The organism is Geodermatophilus sp. SYSU D01105 (assembly GCF_054050095.1).
Genome location: NZ_JBJGYR010000017.1, coordinates 29,645 through 45,416, shown reverse-complemented (window position 1 = coordinate 45,416; position 15,772 = coordinate 29,645). Strand labels below are relative to the sequence as shown.

The following is a 15,772-nucleotide window of genomic DNA, read 5'->3' as shown; positions in this document are numbered from 1 at the left end:
GTCAGCCCTCGACGCGCTTCTTGAGCTCCTTGAGAGCCGTGTCGAGGATGACCTTCTCCGCCTTGCGCTTGAACATGCCGAGCAGCGGCAGGTGGGTGTCGATGGTGATCCGGTAGGTGACCTCGGTGCGGCCCCCGCGCTCGTCGAGCGTGTAGGAGCCCTCCTGGCGCTTCTGCATCTGGCCGGTGACCAGGTGCCAGGACACCCGGCGGTCGTCGTCCCAGTCGTACTCGAGGACGTAGTCGTCCTTGACCATGCCGGCGTCGAGCACGAAGTGCACCTGCCGGGCGCGGCCGTCGGGGCCGGCCTCGACCACCTCGACCTGCTTGGCCGCCGCCACCCACTGCGGATAGGCCGGGAAGTCGGCGATGACCGCCATGACGTCCGACGCCGGGGCGTCGACGGTGATCGACTGGGTGGACTGGTCGGCCATGCGCAGCAGGCTAACCGGTCCCCGTGGTGTCGCCCGTTCGTGGCACGGGCGCCTGCTACTCATGGGTAGGTGCCAGCGGTTAGATTCGGGGCACGTCCGCGACCCGGACCGCAGGCGACGGTGCCGTGGCCGGGCGCGAGGAGAGGACCAGGCGTGCGCGAGTTCAGCGTCCCGGCGACGACCGAGGTGGGCCCCGACGAGGCCCTGCCCGACCTGCTCGCCACCAACGTGGCCCAGCACGGCGGAGAGGTCGGGCTCCGGGTCCGCCGCGAGGGCCGGTGGCAGGACGTCACGTGGAGCGAGTTCGCCGCCCAGGTCGCCGGCGTGGCCAAGGGCCTGGTCGCCTCCGGGGTGGGCGCCGGCGACCGCGTCGCGCTGCAGGCCAAGACGCGGTACGAGTGGACCGTCCTCGACTTCGCCATCTGGGCCGCCGGCGCCGTCGTCGTCCCGATCTACGAGACCTCCAGCCCCGACCAGGTCGCCTGGATCCTCGCCGACTCCGGCGCGCGGGCCGCGGTCGTGGAGCGTCCGGAGCACGCCGCGGCCGTCGAGTCCGTCCGCGACCAGGCGTCCGGGCTCGGGCCGGTGTGGGTCATCGACGACGACGCCCTCGGCACCCTGACCGCCGCCGGCGCCGGCGTCCCCGACGCCGAGCTCGCCGCCCGGCGCGCGACGCTGAGCTCGTCCAGCACCGCCACGATCATCTACACCAGCGGCACGACCGGCCGGCCCAAGGGCTGCGAGCTGACCCACGCGAACTTCCTGTTCGAGATCGGCAACGGCATGTCGCTGCTGGACAGGTTCCTCAACGCGCAGGGCTCGCTGCTGCTGTTCATCCCGCTGGCGCACGTGCTCGCCCGCGTGCTGGAGGTCGGGGCGGTCAAGACCCGCACGGTCATCGGCCACACCCCCGACGTGTCCCACCTCGTCGAGGACCTCGGCGCCTTCAAGCCGACCTTCGTCCTCGCCGTCCCGCGGGTGTTCGAGAAGGTCTACAACCAGGCCAAGGCCAAGGCGGAGGGCGACGGCAAGGGGAAGATCTTCGACCGCGCCGCCCAGGTCGCCATCGACTGGTCGCGGGCGCAGGACGCCGGCGGCCCGGGGCTGGTCCTGCGCGCCCAGCACGCCCTGTTCGACCGGCTCGTCTACGGCAAGCTGCGCGCCGCGCTCGGCGGCAACTGCCAGGGCGCCGTCTCCGGGGGCGCCCCGCTGGGCGAGCGGCTGGGCCACTTCTTCCGCGGCATCGGCGTCACCGTCTACGAGGGCTACGGGCTCACCGAGACCACCGCGGCCGCCGCGGTCAACCACGACGCCGCGTTCCGCATCGGCACCGTCGGGCGCCCGCTGCCCGGCGTCGACGCCGCGATCGCCGACGACGGCGAGATCCTCATCCGCGGCGGCATCGTGATGCGCGGCTACTGGCAGAACGAGCAGGCCACCGCCGAGGTGGTCGACGCCGACGGCTGGTTCCACACCGGCGACCTCGGCGACATCGACGGGGACGGCTTCATCCGGATCACCGGGCGCAAGAAGGAGATCCTGGTGACCGCGGGCGGCAAGAACGTCGCCCCGGCGGTGCTCGAGGACCGGCTGCGCGCCCACAGGCTGATCAGCCAGTGCATCGTCGTCGGTGACCAGCGGCCCTTCATCGGCGCGCTGGTCACCCTCGACGAGGAGGCCCTGCCCGCCTGGCTGGAGTCCAAGGGGAAGCCGGCCGGCACCCCGGTGGCGGCGCTGACCGAGGACCCCGACGTCCTCGCCGAGATCGAGGCCGCCGTCACCGAGGCCAACAAGGCGGTGTCCAAGGCGGAGTCGATCAAGAAGTTCCGGGTGCTCGCCACCGACTTCACCGAGGGCAACGGGCTGCTGACCCCCAGCCTCAAGCTGAAGCGGGCCGCGGTCATGAAGGAGTTCGACAGCGAGGTCGAGGCGCTCTACAGCAGGTGAGTCGCCCTGAGCCCCGTCCCGCCGCGCGCGGGGCGGGGCTCAGGGCCGTCCGGGGTCCAGGAGGCCGGCGAAGGTCTCGGCGATCGTCGACCACGACCACCGCTCCTCCACCCACGCGCGGCCGGCCGCGCCCATCCGGCGGGCGCGGGCGGGGTCGTCGAGCAGGCCGGTGATCGTGGTCGCCACGGCCTCGGGTGAGCGCGGGTCGGCGACCACGTGACCGGTCACGCCCTCGCGCACGGTCTCCGGCGCGCCCCCGGACGTGCCGGCCACGACCGGCCGGCCGCAGGCGGCCGCCTCGAGGTAGACCATGCCCAGCCCCTCGACGTCCAGGCCGCGGCGACGGGTCCGGCAGGGCATGGCGAACACGTCGCCGGCGGCGTAGTGCTCGGGCAGCCGGTCCGGCGGCACCGCCCCGGTGAGGACGACGGACCCCGCCAGGCCCCGCCCGGCGACGGCGCGGCGCAGCGACGCCTCGAGGGGGCCGCCGCCGACCAGGAGCAGCCGGGCGTCGGGGTGCCGCTCCAGGACCCGCGGCCAGCCGGCGACCAGGACGTCCTGCCCCTTGCGGGCGACCAGCCGGGACACGCAGACGACCACCGGCGCCTCCCCCAGCGCGTACCGCTCCCGGACCGCGGCTCCGTCGGCCCCGGGGGTGAACCGGTCGACGTCCACCCCGGGCGAGAGCTGGGCCATGGGGGTCACCCGCCCCAGCGCCGGGGCCAGCCGGTCGTGCGTGTACTCGCTGATGTAGGTGAGCACGTCGAGGTCGCCGGCGATCCGCCGCATCAGCTGCCGCGCGCCGGGCAGGGCCACCCAGCCGGTCTCGTGGCCGTGCGTGGCCCCGACCAGGTGCCGGACGCCGGCGGCCCGCAGCGCGGGGGCGAGCAGCCCGAGCGGCGCCGCGGCGCCGAAGAACGCCGTGTCGCAGCCGTACCGCCGGGCCAGGTCGACGGCGGCCCGGGCGGTGGCCGGCGTCGGCAGCAGCATGCCGGTCGGCCGGCGGACCACCGGGTAGGGCAGCGTCGCGTCGTACTCCTCCCAGCCCGGCGACCGGGAGGCCAGCACGACGAGGGAGTCCGGGGGCCGGCGGGCCAGCAGCGCCGCGACGAAGGTCTGGATGCCGCCCTGCCGCGGCGGGAAGTCGTTGGTGACGACGAGCGTCCTCACCCGGCCTCCTGGAGCCGCTGCCAGTCCTCGGCGAACGCGACCCGCTGGGGCCCGGTGGGGTGCGAGCCGAAGAACCACTGCCAGGCAGCGGGCGGGTCGGGGTCGGAGAGGTTGGCCGCGGCCAACCGGTTCTGCATGGCGACGAACGCCTCGGCGTCGCCGGTCAGGTCGAGCGCGTGCAGGTCCGCGCGCGCCTCGATGTGCCGGCTGACCAGGTTCTGCACCGGCGTGGACACGAGCGTGCCGAGGGCCACGAGCAGCAGGGCCAGCGGGACCACCCGCGGGTCGCCGGCGCCGTCGATCCCCGCGCGGCGGAGCAGCGGGGTCCACGACAGCAGCCAGCCCAGCGCCGCCACCGAGGCGGCCGCGCCGAGCGCACCCATGAGCGTGCCGGTGAGGACGTCGTCGGTGCTCACGTGGCCGAGCTCGTGGGCCACGATCGACTCGATCTCGGCGTCGGGGAGCCGGCCGAGGACCGTGTCGTACACGACGATCCGCCGGGTCGACCCGAAGCCGGAGACGTAGGCGTTGAGCGCCGTGGTCCGGCGGGAGGCGTCCGCGACCAGGACGTCCTCGACCGGGGTGCCGTTCTCCTCGGCGAGCTCCAGCAGGTCGGTGCGCAGCTGCCCGGCCGGCAGCGGGTCGAACCGGTTGAACGCCGGCTCGATGAGGACCGGGTAGAGGAAGGACCCGACGACGACGAACCCGGCCGCCACTCCCGCCGCCCAGGCCCACCAGGTGCGCGGCGCGCGGCGGGCCAGCCACACCAGCGCGAGCAGGACCACCGCGGTGACCGCGGCGTCGATCGCGGCGGAGAGCGCGACGTCCCGCGCCCACAGCCCCCAGCTCCGCGTGGACAGCCCGTACCGGTGCCGGACCGTCTCGCCGTAGGCCGCCGGCGCGAGGGTGACCAGCCGCCCGAGCAGCACGAGCGCGGCCGTGCCCAGCAGCACCTGCCAGGCCCAGCCGCCGCCGAGCGGCCGCGCGACCGCCCGCACCAGCCGGCGACCCAGCGGGGTGAGCGCGAGGACCGCGGAGGTCGCCAGGCCCAGCCCCAGCGACACCAGGGACGCCGGCCGCAGTGCCGCCGCGAATGAGTCCGCCCGCTCGGCGATCCCCGGCGGCAGGCCGGCCCCGGGGCGGACCGGCGTGCGGCCCCCGGGCGGGTCGGGCAGCAGCGTCCACGGCGTGCGGACGGCGATGACGAGGACGAGCGCCGTCCCCAGGACCACCGCGACCAGCAACGCGGCCCGGCGGGCGCTCACCCGCCCGATCCTAGAAGGGCCCCCAGAAGGACCCCGAGAAGGACCCCGTCCTCCTCCGGCTCAGGACGCACGGGACAGAGGTCGGGCCGGTGACCCCCCGTGGAGGTCACCGGCCCGGCGCGCCCCCGCCGCGAGCGGTGACGGGGTGGCGCCCGATCAGGCGATGCGGCGCATGGCGGTGATGCCGCCCATCGAGTCGACGCTGACCACCTTGACCGGCTGGCCCGACGTCGAGGCGTGGACCATCTGGCCGTTGCCGATGTACATCGCCACGTGGCTGACCGGGCTGTAGTAGAAGATCAGGTCGCCCGGCTGAAGCTCGGCGCGGGAGACCGCGGCGCCCATCGTCGACTGGATGCGGCTGGAGTGCGGGAGGCTGATCCCTGCCGCGGCGTACGCGTACTGGGTCAGGCCGGAGCAGTCGAAGGAGTTCGGCCCGCCGGCACCCCAGACGTAGGGGTCCCCGACCTGGGCGAGCGCGGTGTCGACGGCGGCCTGGGCCGCACCGCTGCTGGCGGGGGCCGGCGCGGCGGCGGCCACGGCCTGGCCGGCGTGCGCCGTGACGACCTCCTGCTGCTGCGGGGCCGACAGCGCGGCGTACTGCGCCTGGTAGTCGGCGATGTCGGCCTCGAGCTGCTCCTGCCGCGCGGTGACGTCGTCGAGGGTGGCCTGCGCCTGGGCCGCGGCGGCGTCGGCGTCCTGCTGGGCCTGCTCGGCGGCACCCGCGCTCCGGGCGACCTCGGCGAGCACCTCGTTGGTGTGGCCGGCGATCGCCTCGAGCATGGCCAGCTGGGACACGAAGTCCTCGGGCGAGTCGCTGGTCATCAGCAGGTCCAGCTCGGGCATCCCGTCACCAGCGGTGAAGGCGGTGCGGGCGACCTGACGGATCTGGCCGTCGAGGGCGTCGAGCTGCTGCCGGGCCGCGGCGGCGGCCTGGTGCGCGGCCTCCGCGGCGGCCTGTTGCTGGGCGAGGGTCTCGCGGGCCTCGTTGGCCTGCTCGGTGACGACCTCGAGGTCGTGACCGGCCCGCGCGACGAGCTGCGCGGCCTGCGCCGCGCTGGTGGCCTGCTCCGGGTCCGCGGCAGCGGTCCCCGGCAGCAGCGTCAGGGAGAGCGTCGCGACGGCGCCCACGACGATCCCCCGGCCGAGGCGGCGGGGCAGGGTCGGGCGGCGGAACGCCAGCGGGAGGTCGGAGTCGATCTGGTCGAGCGCATGCCCCAGGGCAGGGCGGGGGGTCGCCACGGTCGGCGGCTCTCCGTTTCTTCCTCAGCGACCGCCTACCGAGTTAGCTGACGGGTTCGGGCTGGGAAGACGTGCCCTATCTCTGCGCCCCGGCGAGCCGGCGCGTGTGCCCCGGCGGACCGGCGCACGCGAGAACTCACCCCAGTGCTGCGGTGGGTCCCCGGTTCCCCCTCCGTGCCGCACGGGCACGTCGGGCGATTCGGCGGTGCCCGGCCGAGGCCACCTCTCTGCGGGTGACGACCACCCGGTCGGACCGGCTCACCGTACGGGCGTGATGAAGTTGTGACAAATGGGGCCTGCGGGGACTGTGGTGACATCCACAGGGCGGCGGAGCGACACACCGCCGGTCGGCGTCACCCGCGGCGCGTCGGCCGGGGCGCCCCGGCCCCGCAGGGGACCGGGTCACCCCGTGCGCCGCCGGCCTCGTGCGGCCCCGCCGTCCCGCGCACCCGGCTGACCCTGGTGCCGCAGCGGCGGCACCAGGCCGCCCTCGGCGAGCGCCCGGACGGCACGGCGCTCGACCTCGTCGAACTCCACGACCACGCCCGGGCCCGGGACGACGGCGTCCTCGGCCACGCCGGCCTCGCGCCGGCCGGTCATCGGCACCACGGTCGGGTCCTCGCCCCGCCAGCCCGGCGGCGCCCCCAGCAGCACGGTGACGACGCAGTCGGCGCAGCCGGTGCCGCGCACGGTGCAGGTGTCGCAGTCGATCAACATGGCCCACTCCTCAGCTGGCCGACCCCGGTCGCGGAGGCCCTCCATGGCCCCGGTCGGTCCGGCTCGCACGCTAGGGACCGGCACCGACAGTTCGGCGCGAGCGCGCCCCGGCGGGACGGGTCCCGGCGCGCACGGCCCCGGACGCGGCCGGAACGCCCTCGGGAGGCCCCGCGCCGTGGCGCCCGCCACCCGAGCCGCTGCGGACCCGCCGGCACCGGCCGCCCTCCGGCGCGCGTCCCCGGGACTGTCACTGGGCCGACCTACCGTCCGCCCGTGCCCTCCTCCCTTCCCCGGCAGGTGCCGCTCTCCCCCGCCCACCTCGCCGGGACGGCCGCGCGAGCCGCGGGCACGCTCCCCCGCTACGAGCAGGCCACCATCGACGAGCTGGGCACCCCACTGGCGGAGGTCACCTTCGTCGTCGTCGACCTGGAGACCACCGGGGGTTCCCCCAAGGACAGCGCGATCACCGAGATCGGAGCGGTCAAGGTCCGCGGTGGGCAGGTCCTCGGCGAGTTCCAGACCCTGGTGGACCCCGGCTGCGAGATCCCGCCCTACATCAGCGTGCTGACCGGCATCACGACGACGATGGTCGCGGCCGCACCCCGGATCGGCGCGGTCCTGCCCAGCTTCCTGGAGTTCGCCCGGGGCGCGGTCCTCGTCGCCCACAACGCCCCCTTCGACCTGGGCTTCCTCAAGGCGGCGTGCGCGGAGAACGCCATCCCGTGGCCGGCGGCCGCCTCGGTCGACACCGCCGTCCTGGCCCGCCGGCTGCTGACCCGCGACGAGGTCCCCAACTGCAAGCTGGCCACCCTCGCGCCGTACTTCCGCACCCGGACCGAGCCGTGCCACCGCGCCCTGGCCGACGCCCGCGCCACGGTCGACGTGCTGCACGGCCTCTTCGAGCGGCTGGGCCCCCTGGGGATCACCACCCTGGAGGAGCTCTCCACCCTCAGCCGGCAGGTCGACCCGGAACGGCTCCGCAAGCGGCACCTGGCCGACGGCGTCCCCTCCGGTCCGGGCGTCTACGTGTTCCGGGGGCCGCGGGACGAGCCGCTCTACGTGGGGACGTCGAACGACCTCCGCAGCCGGGTGCGCACCTACTTCACCGCCGCCGAGCAACGCAGCCGGATCACCGAGATGGTGGCGCTGGCGCAGCGGGTCGACGCGATCCCCTGCGCGCACGACCTCGAGGCCGCCGTCCGCGAGCTGCGGCTCATCGCCGAGCACAAACCGCGCTACAACCGCCGCTCCCGGTTCCCCGAGCGGGCGCTGTGGGTGCGGCTCACCGAGGAGCCCTTCCCCCGCCTGTCGGTGGTGCGCCGGGTGCGGCCCGGCACCGGGGTGTTCCTCGGGCCCTTCCCCGACCGGCGGGCCGCCGACGCCGCCGTCGCCGCCATCCACGAGTCCCTGCCGCTGCGCCAGTGCACCGGCCGGCTGTCGGTGAAGGTGCTCGGCACCGCCTGCGCCCTGGCCGGGATGGGGCGCTGCGGCGCGCCGTGCACCGGCGCACAGTCGGTCGAGGAGTACGCCGCGATCGCCGGGGTGCTGCGGGCCGCGGTCGCGGCCGACCCCCAGGCCCTGCTGGCGCCGCTGCTGGCCCGCGTCGACCGGCTGGCCGCCCAGGAGCGCTACGAGGACGCGGCGGTGCTGCGGGACCGCGTGGCCGTCCTCGTCCGGGCGGTGCGCCGCCGGCAGCGGCTGGCGTCCCTGGCCGCCGTACCCGAGATGGTCCTCGCCCGGCCGGCGTTCGAGGGCGGCTGGCAGCTGTCCGTCGTCCGCCGTGGCCGCCTGGTGGCCGCGGGCTGCGCGCCCCGCGGCGCCTCCGTACGGGCCACCCTGGCCGGGCTGCTGGCCACGGCGGAGACGCCCCTGGGCCCGGAGGACGAGCTGGCCGCCTCGGTCGACGAGACCGAACTGGTGCTGCGCTGGATGGAGAAGCCGGGCACCCGGCTGGTCCAGGTGACCGGGACCCTCGCCTGCGCCGCCCCCGGCACCGGGAGCTACACCACCTTCCTCGACCGCGTCGAGGCCGGCCGCGCCGACCGCGACCCCTTCGCCGACAGCCGCTCCCTGAGCACCCGCGCCCGCCCCGACCGGGTCTCCCCCGCTCCGCGCGGCTCCGTCGGCGGGTCGACACCCCGGCTAGCATCCCCGGCGTGATCACCGCCATCGTCATGATCGACGCGGCCACCGACTCCATCCCCGAGGTGGCCGAGGCCGTCGCCGACCTCGACGGCGTGAGCGAGGTCTACTCCGTCGCGGGGGACGTCGACCTCATCGCCGTGGTGAGGGTCCGCGAGTTCGAGCAGGTCGCCGACGTCGTGGCCGGCCGGATCAACAAGGTCCCCGGCGTGCTCGAGACCGACACCCACATCGCGTTCCGCGCCTACTCCCGGCACGACCTCGAGGCGGCCTTCGCGATCGGCTTCGACACCGCCGACTGAAGGAGGAACCCCTGCCCCCGCCGCTCGCACGCTCGCGGCCGGGACCCTGCAGGGGGCCTACGGGGCCTGTGCGCGGAGCGACCGGCTGACGGTCACCCACCGCTCCAACTGGACCTGCGCGCGCCCGTCGTCGATCGCCGCGGCGGCCCGCTCCAGCCCACCGGCGAGGACGTCGTGCAGCCGCCCCGTCCGCTCGTCGAACGCGGCCAGCGCGGCGGCGGCGTTGAGGAGCACGGCGTCGCGGACCGGCCCCCGCTCCCCTGCCACCACCCGCCGGAAGACGTCGGCGTTGAAGGCCGGGTCGCCGCCGCGCAGGGCGCCGGGCGGCGGGACCTCGATCCCCAGGGCGGTCGGGTCGAGCCGGTCGGGCTCCACCTCGCCGTCGCGGACGACCCACACCGACGAGGTCGTGGTGGTCGTGAGCTCGTCGAGGCCGTCGTCCCCGCGGAACACCAGGCCGCGCATGCCCCGCCCGGCGAGGACGGCGGCCAGCACCGGCGCCATGCGGGCGTCGGCACAGCCGATGGCGGCCGCCACCGGGCGCGCTGGGTTGGCCAGCGGGCCCAGGAAGTTGAAGACCGTCCCGACGCCCATCTCCCGCCGCGGGACGGCGGTGTGCCGGAAACCGGGGTGGAAGACCGGGGCGAAGAAGAAGCCGATCCCGGCCTCCCGCACACAGGCGGCGACCGCCGCGGCCGGGAGGTCGATGACGACCCCGAGCGCCTCGAGGACGTCCGCGGCCCCGGAGGACGACGACGCGGCCCGGTTGCCGTGCTTGGCGACCGGCGCTCCGGCCGCCGCGGCGACGACCGCGGCCATCGACGAGATGTTGACCGTGTGCGCCCCGTCCCCGCCGGTGCCCACGATGTCGACGCAGGCCAGCGGCAGGTCCACCGGCGTGGCCCGCTCCAGCATGGTGGCCGACAGGCCGGAGACCTCCTCCGGCGACTCCCCCTTGGCGCGCAGCGCGACGGCGAAGGCGGCGATCTGGGCCGGCGTGGCCTCCCCCGCCATCACCTCCCGCATGGCCCACGCCGCCTCGTCGCTGGAGAGGTCCTCGCGGGCCAGCAGCCGGGTGAGCAGCGCGGGCCAGGTGGGCGTGCGGGCGGTCACCGGCGCGTGGCCGGGCGGCGTCCCACCCGGTCCCGCAGCAGGTCGGCGACGACGGCGGGGGCGGTCAGCGGGTCGATCGGGAACGGCAGCGTCGCGTCCGCCAGGGACCAGTGCGCCAGCCAGCGGTCGGGCTGCCGGGCGATGAGCACGCACACCGCGGGCCGGTCGGCCACCTCGACGGTCAGCTGCCGGCTGAGCGCCAGCCCGCCGGTCGGCTGCGCCTCGCCGTCGAGGATGCACAGGTCGATGCCGCCGCCGTCCACGGCCTCGACGACCTCCTCGCCCGTGGCGCACTCCACCCACGTCACAGGGCCGACGTCGGCCGCCGGGCGGCGCCCCACCGCGGTGCGGACGGCGGCCCGGACCTCGGGCCGGGAGCTGTACACCAGGACGGTTGCCGCTGCGTCACTCACGGCCGCAGCCTAGTGGCAGGGACCCCCGCGCCCGGGGACCGTGCACACGCAGGTATCGGGGAGGTCACGGTGGCCGCCACACCCAGCACCCGCGGTCGTGGGCTGGCCGGAGCCGATGCCATGATGAGCCCGTGACAACGGCTCCCGTGGCGAGCGGCACCTTCGACACCTCCCGGGTGCACTCCCTGACCCGACCGAACATGGTCAGCGTCGGCACGATCATCTGGCTCTCGAGCGAGCTGATGTTCTTCGCCGGGCTGTTCGCCATGTACTTCACCGCGCGCGCCCGGGCCACCGACGGGTGGCCACCGGAGCCGACCGAGCTGAACCTGCCCTACGCGCTGGTCTTCACGATCATCCTGGTGGCGTCCTCGGTGACCTGCCAGCTCGGCGTCTTCGCGGCGGAGAACGGCAACGTGTACGGCCTCCGGCGCTGGTTCACGATCACCTTCGTGATGGGCCTGGTGTTCGTGCTCGGCCAGGCCAACGAGTACCGGGTGCTCGTCATGGACCACGACACGACGATCTCCAGCTCCACGTACGGGTCGGTCTTCTACCTGACGACCGGGTTCCACGCGCTGCACGTCATCGGGGGCCTCGTCGCCTTCGTCTACATGCTCATCCGGTCCACCATGGGCCGGTTCACGCCGGCACAGGCGACCTCGGCCATCGTGGTCTCCTACTACTGGCACTTCGTCGACGTCGTGTGGGTCGGGCTCTTCGCCACGATCTACCTGATCCGCTAGGGAACCGGTGTCCTCCACGAACCCGCAGTCCGACGCCCAGCCCGACGCCGAGTCGCCCCGCGGCCGCGCCCGCTGGTCCCGCCGCTCCGCTGACGGCACGCCCGCCGCGGCGGCCCGCGCCCGCCGCCGGTCCAAGCACCGCCGCCGCGTGGCCAACGTGGCCGGCCTCATGGCCGCCCTCGTGCTGACCGGCGCCCTGTACTCGGCGCTGTCGCCGGCGTACGCCACCGACGAGGGCACCGCCGGTGAGTCCTCGGCCGAGGCCGCCGGCCGCGAGCTCTACGAACGCAGCTGCATCACCTGCCACGGCGAGAACCTCGAGGGTGTCCCGAACCGGGGGCCCTCGCTCATCGGCGTCGGCGAGGCGGCCGTCTACTTCCAGGTGCACACCGGCCGCATGCCCCTCGTCCGGCAGGAGGCCCAGGCACCTGACAAGCCCGCCATCTTCTCGGAGGAGGAGATCGACCAGCTGATGGCCTACGTGCAGGCCAACGGCGGCGGGCCGACGCTGCCCTCCGGGGACCTGCGCGACGGCGACCTGGCGCAGGGCGGTGAGCTCTTCCGGCTCAACTGCTCGTCCTGCCACAACTTCGTCGGCGAGGGCGGCGCCCTCTCCTCCGGCAAGCGGGCGCCGAGCCTGAACGACACCACCGACATGGAGATCTACACCGCGATGCTCTCCGGGCCGGAGAACATGCCGATCTTCGGGGACAACCAGCTCACCCCGGAGGAGAAGCGGGCGATCATCAACTACGTCCAGACCATCAAGGCCCAGGCCGACCCGGGCGGCGCCGGCATCGGCCGCCTCGGCCCGGCGGCCGAGGGACTGGTCATCTGGACCGTGGGCATCAGCATCCTGCTCTTCGGGATCTTCTGGATGGGGAGCAAGGCGTGAGCGGCCCCGCGAGATCCGCAGCGAAGACCGCCCAGCGAGCGCTGACCACGGCCGTCAGCGAGGAGGAAGCGTGACCACGCGCGAGACCCGCCCCGGTTCGGCCGGCGGCGCGGACGCTCCCGGCCCGCACGTCGGCGGCCCGGACGAGCTCTACACCCCCGAGCAGCTCGCGGCGATGCCGCGGGAGGAGCTCGACCGCCTCGGCGCCAGCTACGACCACGTCGAGATCCTCCACGTCGACCCGGGCCCCGAGCCGGGCTCGCCCCTGGAGCGTCGCGCGGTCCGCCAGGTGGGCCTCACCTTCGCCCTGGCCGGCGTGGCCGCCCTCCTGTTCGTGGTCGTCTACGTCGGTTCCGGGTGGTTCCTCCCGGACTGGCACTGGGACATCACCGAGCGCGGCTGGAGCGCCCTGTTCACCCCGCTGCTGGGTGCCCTGATGGGGCTCTCCCTGGCGCTGGTCGGCGTCGGCCTCGTCCTCTACACCAAGAAGCTGCTGCCGCACGAGACAGCGGTGCAGGACAAGCACGACGGTTCCCACTTCGACCGGGTCACCACCGGGGCGACCCTCGTCGGCGGTCTGCACAACAGCGGCCTCGCCCGGCGCAAGCTGATCAGCCGCTCGCTCCTGTTCATGGGCGGCGGCCTGGGTCTGATGCTGCTCATGCCGCTGGGCGGTCTGATCAAGAACCCGAACACGGGCGACCCGCTGGGGAAGACCAGCTGGGCGCGCGGCGTCCGCCTGGTCCGTGACGACGGCACCCCCATCCGACCCGGCGACCAGCAGCCCGGCTCGATGGAGACCGTCTTCCCGGCCGTTCCGGGCGGGAACCGCGAGTCCGACGCCGCGACGATGCTCTTCCGGCTCCGCCCGGAGCAGGTGGCCGTCGACCGGCCCCGCCGCGGTCAGGACGACTTCGGCTACGGCGACTACGTCGCCTACTCCAAGATCTGCACCCACGCCGGCTGCCCGGTGTCCCTGTACGAGCAGGAGACCAGCCGGATCCTCTGCCCCTGTCACCAGTCGCAATTCGACATCACGCAGGGCGCCAAGCCGATCTTCGGCCCGGCGACCCGGCCGCTCCCCCAGCTGCCGATCACGGTCGACGAGGAGGGCTTCTTCGTGGCACGCAGTGACTACATTGAGGCTGTAGGCCCCACCTACTGGAACCGGGAGCGCATCTGATGGCTCGCACCGCCACCGCGCCGGGTGTCCCCACCTCGCGGCTCGGCAAGGCTGCCGTCGAGTTCGACGACCGCCTCATCGTCGCCGGTCCGCTCCGCCGGACCCTCAACAAGGTCTTCCCGGACCACTGGTCGTTCCTGCTCGGGGAGATCGCGCTCTACGCGTTCGTCATCCTGCTGCTCACGGGCACGTACCTGACCTTCTTCTTCGACGCCTCCATGCGCGAGGTCGTCTACGAGGGCAGCTACGCACCGCTGCGCGGCGTGGAGATGTCGGCGGCCTACGAGTCCACCCTGGGCCTGTCCTTCGACGTCCGCGGCGGGCTCTTCATCCGCCAGGTGCACCACTGGGCGGCCCTGCTGTTCGTCGCCGCGATCGTCGTGCACCTGCTGCGCATCTTCTTCACCGGCGCCTTCCGCCGGCCGCGGGAGACCAACTGGCTGATCGGCGTCGTGCTGCTGATCCTGGCCATCGGCGAGGGCTTCGCCGGCTACTCGATCCCCGACGACCTGCTCTCGGGCACCGGCCTGCGGATCATGTCGGCGATCATCCTGTCGATCCCCGTCGTCGGCACCTGGGTGCACTGGGCGGTCTTCAACGGCGACTACGTCGGCGAGTTCATCGTCGGGCGGCTCTACATCGCCCACGTGCTGCTCATCCCGGCGATCATGCTCGCCCTCATCGCCGTCCACCTGCTGATCCTGGTCAAGCAGAAGCACACCCAGTTCCCCGGCCCCGGGCGGACCGAGCACAACGTCGTCGGCAACCGGCTCTTCCCGACCTTCGCGGGCAAGGCGACCGGCCTGTTCTTCATCGTGTTCGGCGTCTGCGCCGCCCTCGGTGGGCTGGTGCAGATCAACCCGGTCTGGCTGTGGGGCCCGTACAACCCGGCCCAGGTCTCCGCGGCGTCCCAGCCCGACTGGTACGTCATGTTCCTGGACGGGACGTCGCGTCTGTTCCCGGCCTGGGACCTCAACCTCCCTGGGGACTACACGATCCCGGCGCTGTTCTGGCCCACGGTCGTCGTCGCGGGGATCATCTTCACGGTCCTGGCGCTCTACCCGATGATCGAGCGCAAGCTCACCGGCGACACCGCGTCGCACCACCTGCTGCAGCGCCCTCGCGACGTGCCTGTGCGGACGGCGCTGGGCGTCATGGCCATCACGTTCTACGTGGTGCTGCTGCTCTCGGGTGGCAACGACGTCATCGCCGAGAAGTTCGACATCAGCCTGAACGCGATGACCTGGGCCGGCCGCATCGGCGTGATCATCCTCCCGCCGATCGCCTACGTGCTCACCTACCGGATCTGCCTCGGCCTCGAGAAGCACGACCGCGAGGTGCTCGAGCACGGCATCGAGACCGGCGTCATCCGGCGGCTGCCGCACGGTGAGTTCATCGAGGTGCACCAGCCCCTCGGGCCGGTGGACGAGCACGGCCACGGCACCCTCGCCTACGGCGGCGCGCCGGTGCCGAAGCGGATGAACCAGGTCGGTGGCGCCCGCCGGGCCATCCGCGGGTTCTTCCGGCCCATCGAGGAGCCGGCACGGGTCGAGCTCGAGCAGCGGCAGGAGGAGCACGGCCAGGCCGCCGGTCAGGCCAGCCGCGAGCTCACCACCTCCGGCCGTCCCTCCGAGGGTGGCCGGCCGCAGGAGCCGCGCGACTGACCGCACCGCGCCTCACCGGAGGGCCCCGACGGATCCGTCCGTCGGGGCCCTCCGCGCTTCCTGGTGCACCGCGAGGGGCGGCCGAGCCGCCGACGCCGGTCAGCGGTCGCCCACGGGCGTGGAACCACCGGCTCCGCGTCGCCGAGCGCGGGACCCACGACGTCGCCCACGCGGACGACGGAGCCCGCAGCACCAGGCTGCGCGCGGGGCCGGCGACCGCCGGCGACCGCGGCCGTCCGATGTCGCCCACGGGCGCCACACCGCGCGGCTCGGCCGACGGGTGACCCAGGCCCGGCCCTGCGCGGGCAGGACGGCGGCTGCCGCCCCCTCAGCGCCCCTGTGGGCGGCCCCGACCGCCCAGCGGGACCTTGGGGGACACCCGCGCCGGCACCCCACGCCTGCGGACCGACCGGGACGCCGGTGGCCCGCCCCGGTCACACCGACCACCCGCGCCGCGCAGGACGTGGCACGCGCCGTGCCCTCGAGGGTGTGCCTCGGATGGGTGCCGGCGGCCGGCCCGGTCACCCGGCGGCGGGGCTG

The 15,772-nt window shown here is 74.5% G+C and carries 14 protein-coding genes and 1 riboswitch; of the genes, 7 read left to right on the top strand and 7 right to left on the bottom strand.

Translation table 11 applies throughout. From position 1 onward, the window contains the following. Position 1: 1 nt before the first annotated feature. Positions 2–433 carry an SRPBCC family protein gene (locus ACI79I_RS16700; protein WP_456993446.1) on the bottom strand — a complete coding sequence of 144 codons (432 nt, stop codon included), beginning with the start codon at positions 431–433 and terminating at the stop codon, positions 2–4. A 153-nt stretch (positions 434–586) separates the two neighbouring features. Here ACI79I_RS16700 and ACI79I_RS16695 point away from each other — a divergent pair, with 153 nt between their 5' ends. Further along, positions 587–2,380, top strand: coding sequence for an AMP-dependent synthetase/ligase (locus ACI79I_RS16695; RefSeq protein ID WP_456993445.1), 1,794 nt, complete (start codon positions 587–589; stop codon positions 2,378–2,380). 39 nt (positions 2,381–2,419) lie between these two features. Here ACI79I_RS16695 and ACI79I_RS16690 read toward each other — a convergent pair whose 3' ends face one another. The 4 genes from ACI79I_RS16690 to ACI79I_RS16675 all read right to left on the bottom strand — a co-directional run bounded on the left by ACI79I_RS16690 (position 2,420) and on the right by ACI79I_RS16675 (position 6,774). Then, on the bottom strand, positions 2,420–3,550 hold the full coding sequence (locus ACI79I_RS16690; RefSeq protein ID WP_456993444.1) for a glycosyltransferase family 4 protein: 1,131 nt from the start codon (positions 3,548–3,550) through the stop codon (positions 2,420–2,422). Beyond that, positions 3,547–4,815: a M48 family metallopeptidase gene (locus ACI79I_RS16685; RefSeq protein ID WP_456993443.1), complete on the bottom strand. Its 1,269-nt coding sequence runs from the start codon at positions 4,813–4,815 to the stop codon at positions 3,547–3,549. The genes ACI79I_RS16690 and ACI79I_RS16685 overlap by 4 nt, the downstream gene beginning before the upstream one ends. Positions 4,816–4,971: 156 nt before the next feature. Further along, on the bottom strand, positions 4,972–6,057 hold the full coding sequence (locus ACI79I_RS16680) for a C40 family peptidase (protein ID WP_456993442.1): 1,086 nt from the start codon (positions 6,055–6,057) through the stop codon (positions 4,972–4,974). 16 nt (positions 6,058–6,073) lie between these two features. Continuing rightward, positions 6,074–6,272: riboswitch (cyclic di-AMP (ydaO/yuaA leader) on the bottom strand. A 187-nt stretch (positions 6,273–6,459) separates the two neighbouring features. Further along, a complete protein-coding gene (locus ACI79I_RS16675) occupies positions 6,460–6,774 on the bottom strand; it encodes a hypothetical protein (protein WP_456993441.1) in 315 nt (104 codons plus the stop codon). Between the two features lie 273 nt (positions 6,775–7,047). Here ACI79I_RS16675 and ACI79I_RS16670 point away from each other — a divergent pair, with 273 nt between their 5' ends. After that, complete coding sequence (locus ACI79I_RS16670; RefSeq protein WP_456993440.1) at positions 7,048–8,934, top strand: DEDD exonuclease domain-containing protein; 1,887 nt, start codon at positions 7,048–7,050, stop codon at positions 8,932–8,934. Beyond that, complete coding sequence (locus ACI79I_RS16665; protein WP_456948124.1) at positions 8,931–9,218, top strand: Lrp/AsnC family transcriptional regulator; 288 nt, start codon at positions 8,931–8,933, stop codon at positions 9,216–9,218. Before ACI79I_RS16670 ends, ACI79I_RS16665 begins: the two co-directional genes overlap by 4 nt. A gap of 57 nt (positions 9,219–9,275) precedes the next feature. Here ACI79I_RS16665 and trpD read toward each other — a convergent pair whose 3' ends face one another. Together trpD and ACI79I_RS16655 are read right to left on the bottom strand one after the other, a co-directional pair. Continuing rightward, positions 9,276–10,331: an anthranilate phosphoribosyltransferase gene (gene trpD, locus ACI79I_RS16660; protein WP_456993439.1), complete on the bottom strand. Its 1,056-nt coding sequence runs from the start codon at positions 10,329–10,331 to the stop codon at positions 9,276–9,278. Further along, complete coding sequence (locus ACI79I_RS16655) at positions 10,328–10,744, bottom strand: hypothetical protein (RefSeq protein ID WP_456993438.1); 417 nt, start codon at positions 10,742–10,744, stop codon at positions 10,328–10,330. Before ACI79I_RS16655 ends, trpD begins: the two co-directional genes overlap by 4 nt. A gap of 131 nt (positions 10,745–10,875) precedes the next feature. Here ACI79I_RS16655 and ctaE point away from each other — a divergent pair, with 131 nt between their 5' ends. The 4 genes from ctaE (at position 10,876) to qcrB (ending at position 15,232) form a co-directional block, all read left to right on the top strand. Further along, complete coding sequence (gene ctaE, locus ACI79I_RS16650) at positions 10,876–11,490, top strand: aa3-type cytochrome oxidase subunit III (RefSeq protein ID WP_456948127.1); 615 nt, start codon at positions 10,876–10,878, stop codon at positions 11,488–11,490. Positions 11,491–11,497: 7 nt separating this feature from the next. Further along, on the top strand, positions 11,498–12,385 hold the full coding sequence (gene qcrC, locus ACI79I_RS16645; RefSeq protein WP_456993437.1) for a cytochrome bc1 complex diheme cytochrome c subunit: 888 nt from the start codon (positions 11,498–11,500) through the stop codon (positions 12,383–12,385). Between the two features lie 70 nt (positions 12,386–12,455). Then, positions 12,456–13,568 (top strand): cytochrome bc1 complex Rieske iron-sulfur subunit, encoded by a 1,113-nt coding sequence (qcrA, locus tag ACI79I_RS16640; protein ID WP_456993436.1) that lies wholly within the window; start codon positions 12,456–12,458, stop codon positions 13,566–13,568. Continuing rightward, a complete protein-coding gene (gene qcrB / locus ACI79I_RS16635; protein WP_456993435.1) occupies positions 13,568–15,232 on the top strand; it encodes a cytochrome bc1 complex cytochrome b subunit in 1,665 nt (554 codons plus the stop codon). The genes qcrA and qcrB overlap by 1 nt, the downstream gene beginning before the upstream one ends. The last annotated feature ends 540 nt before the right edge of the window (positions 15,233–15,772 follow it).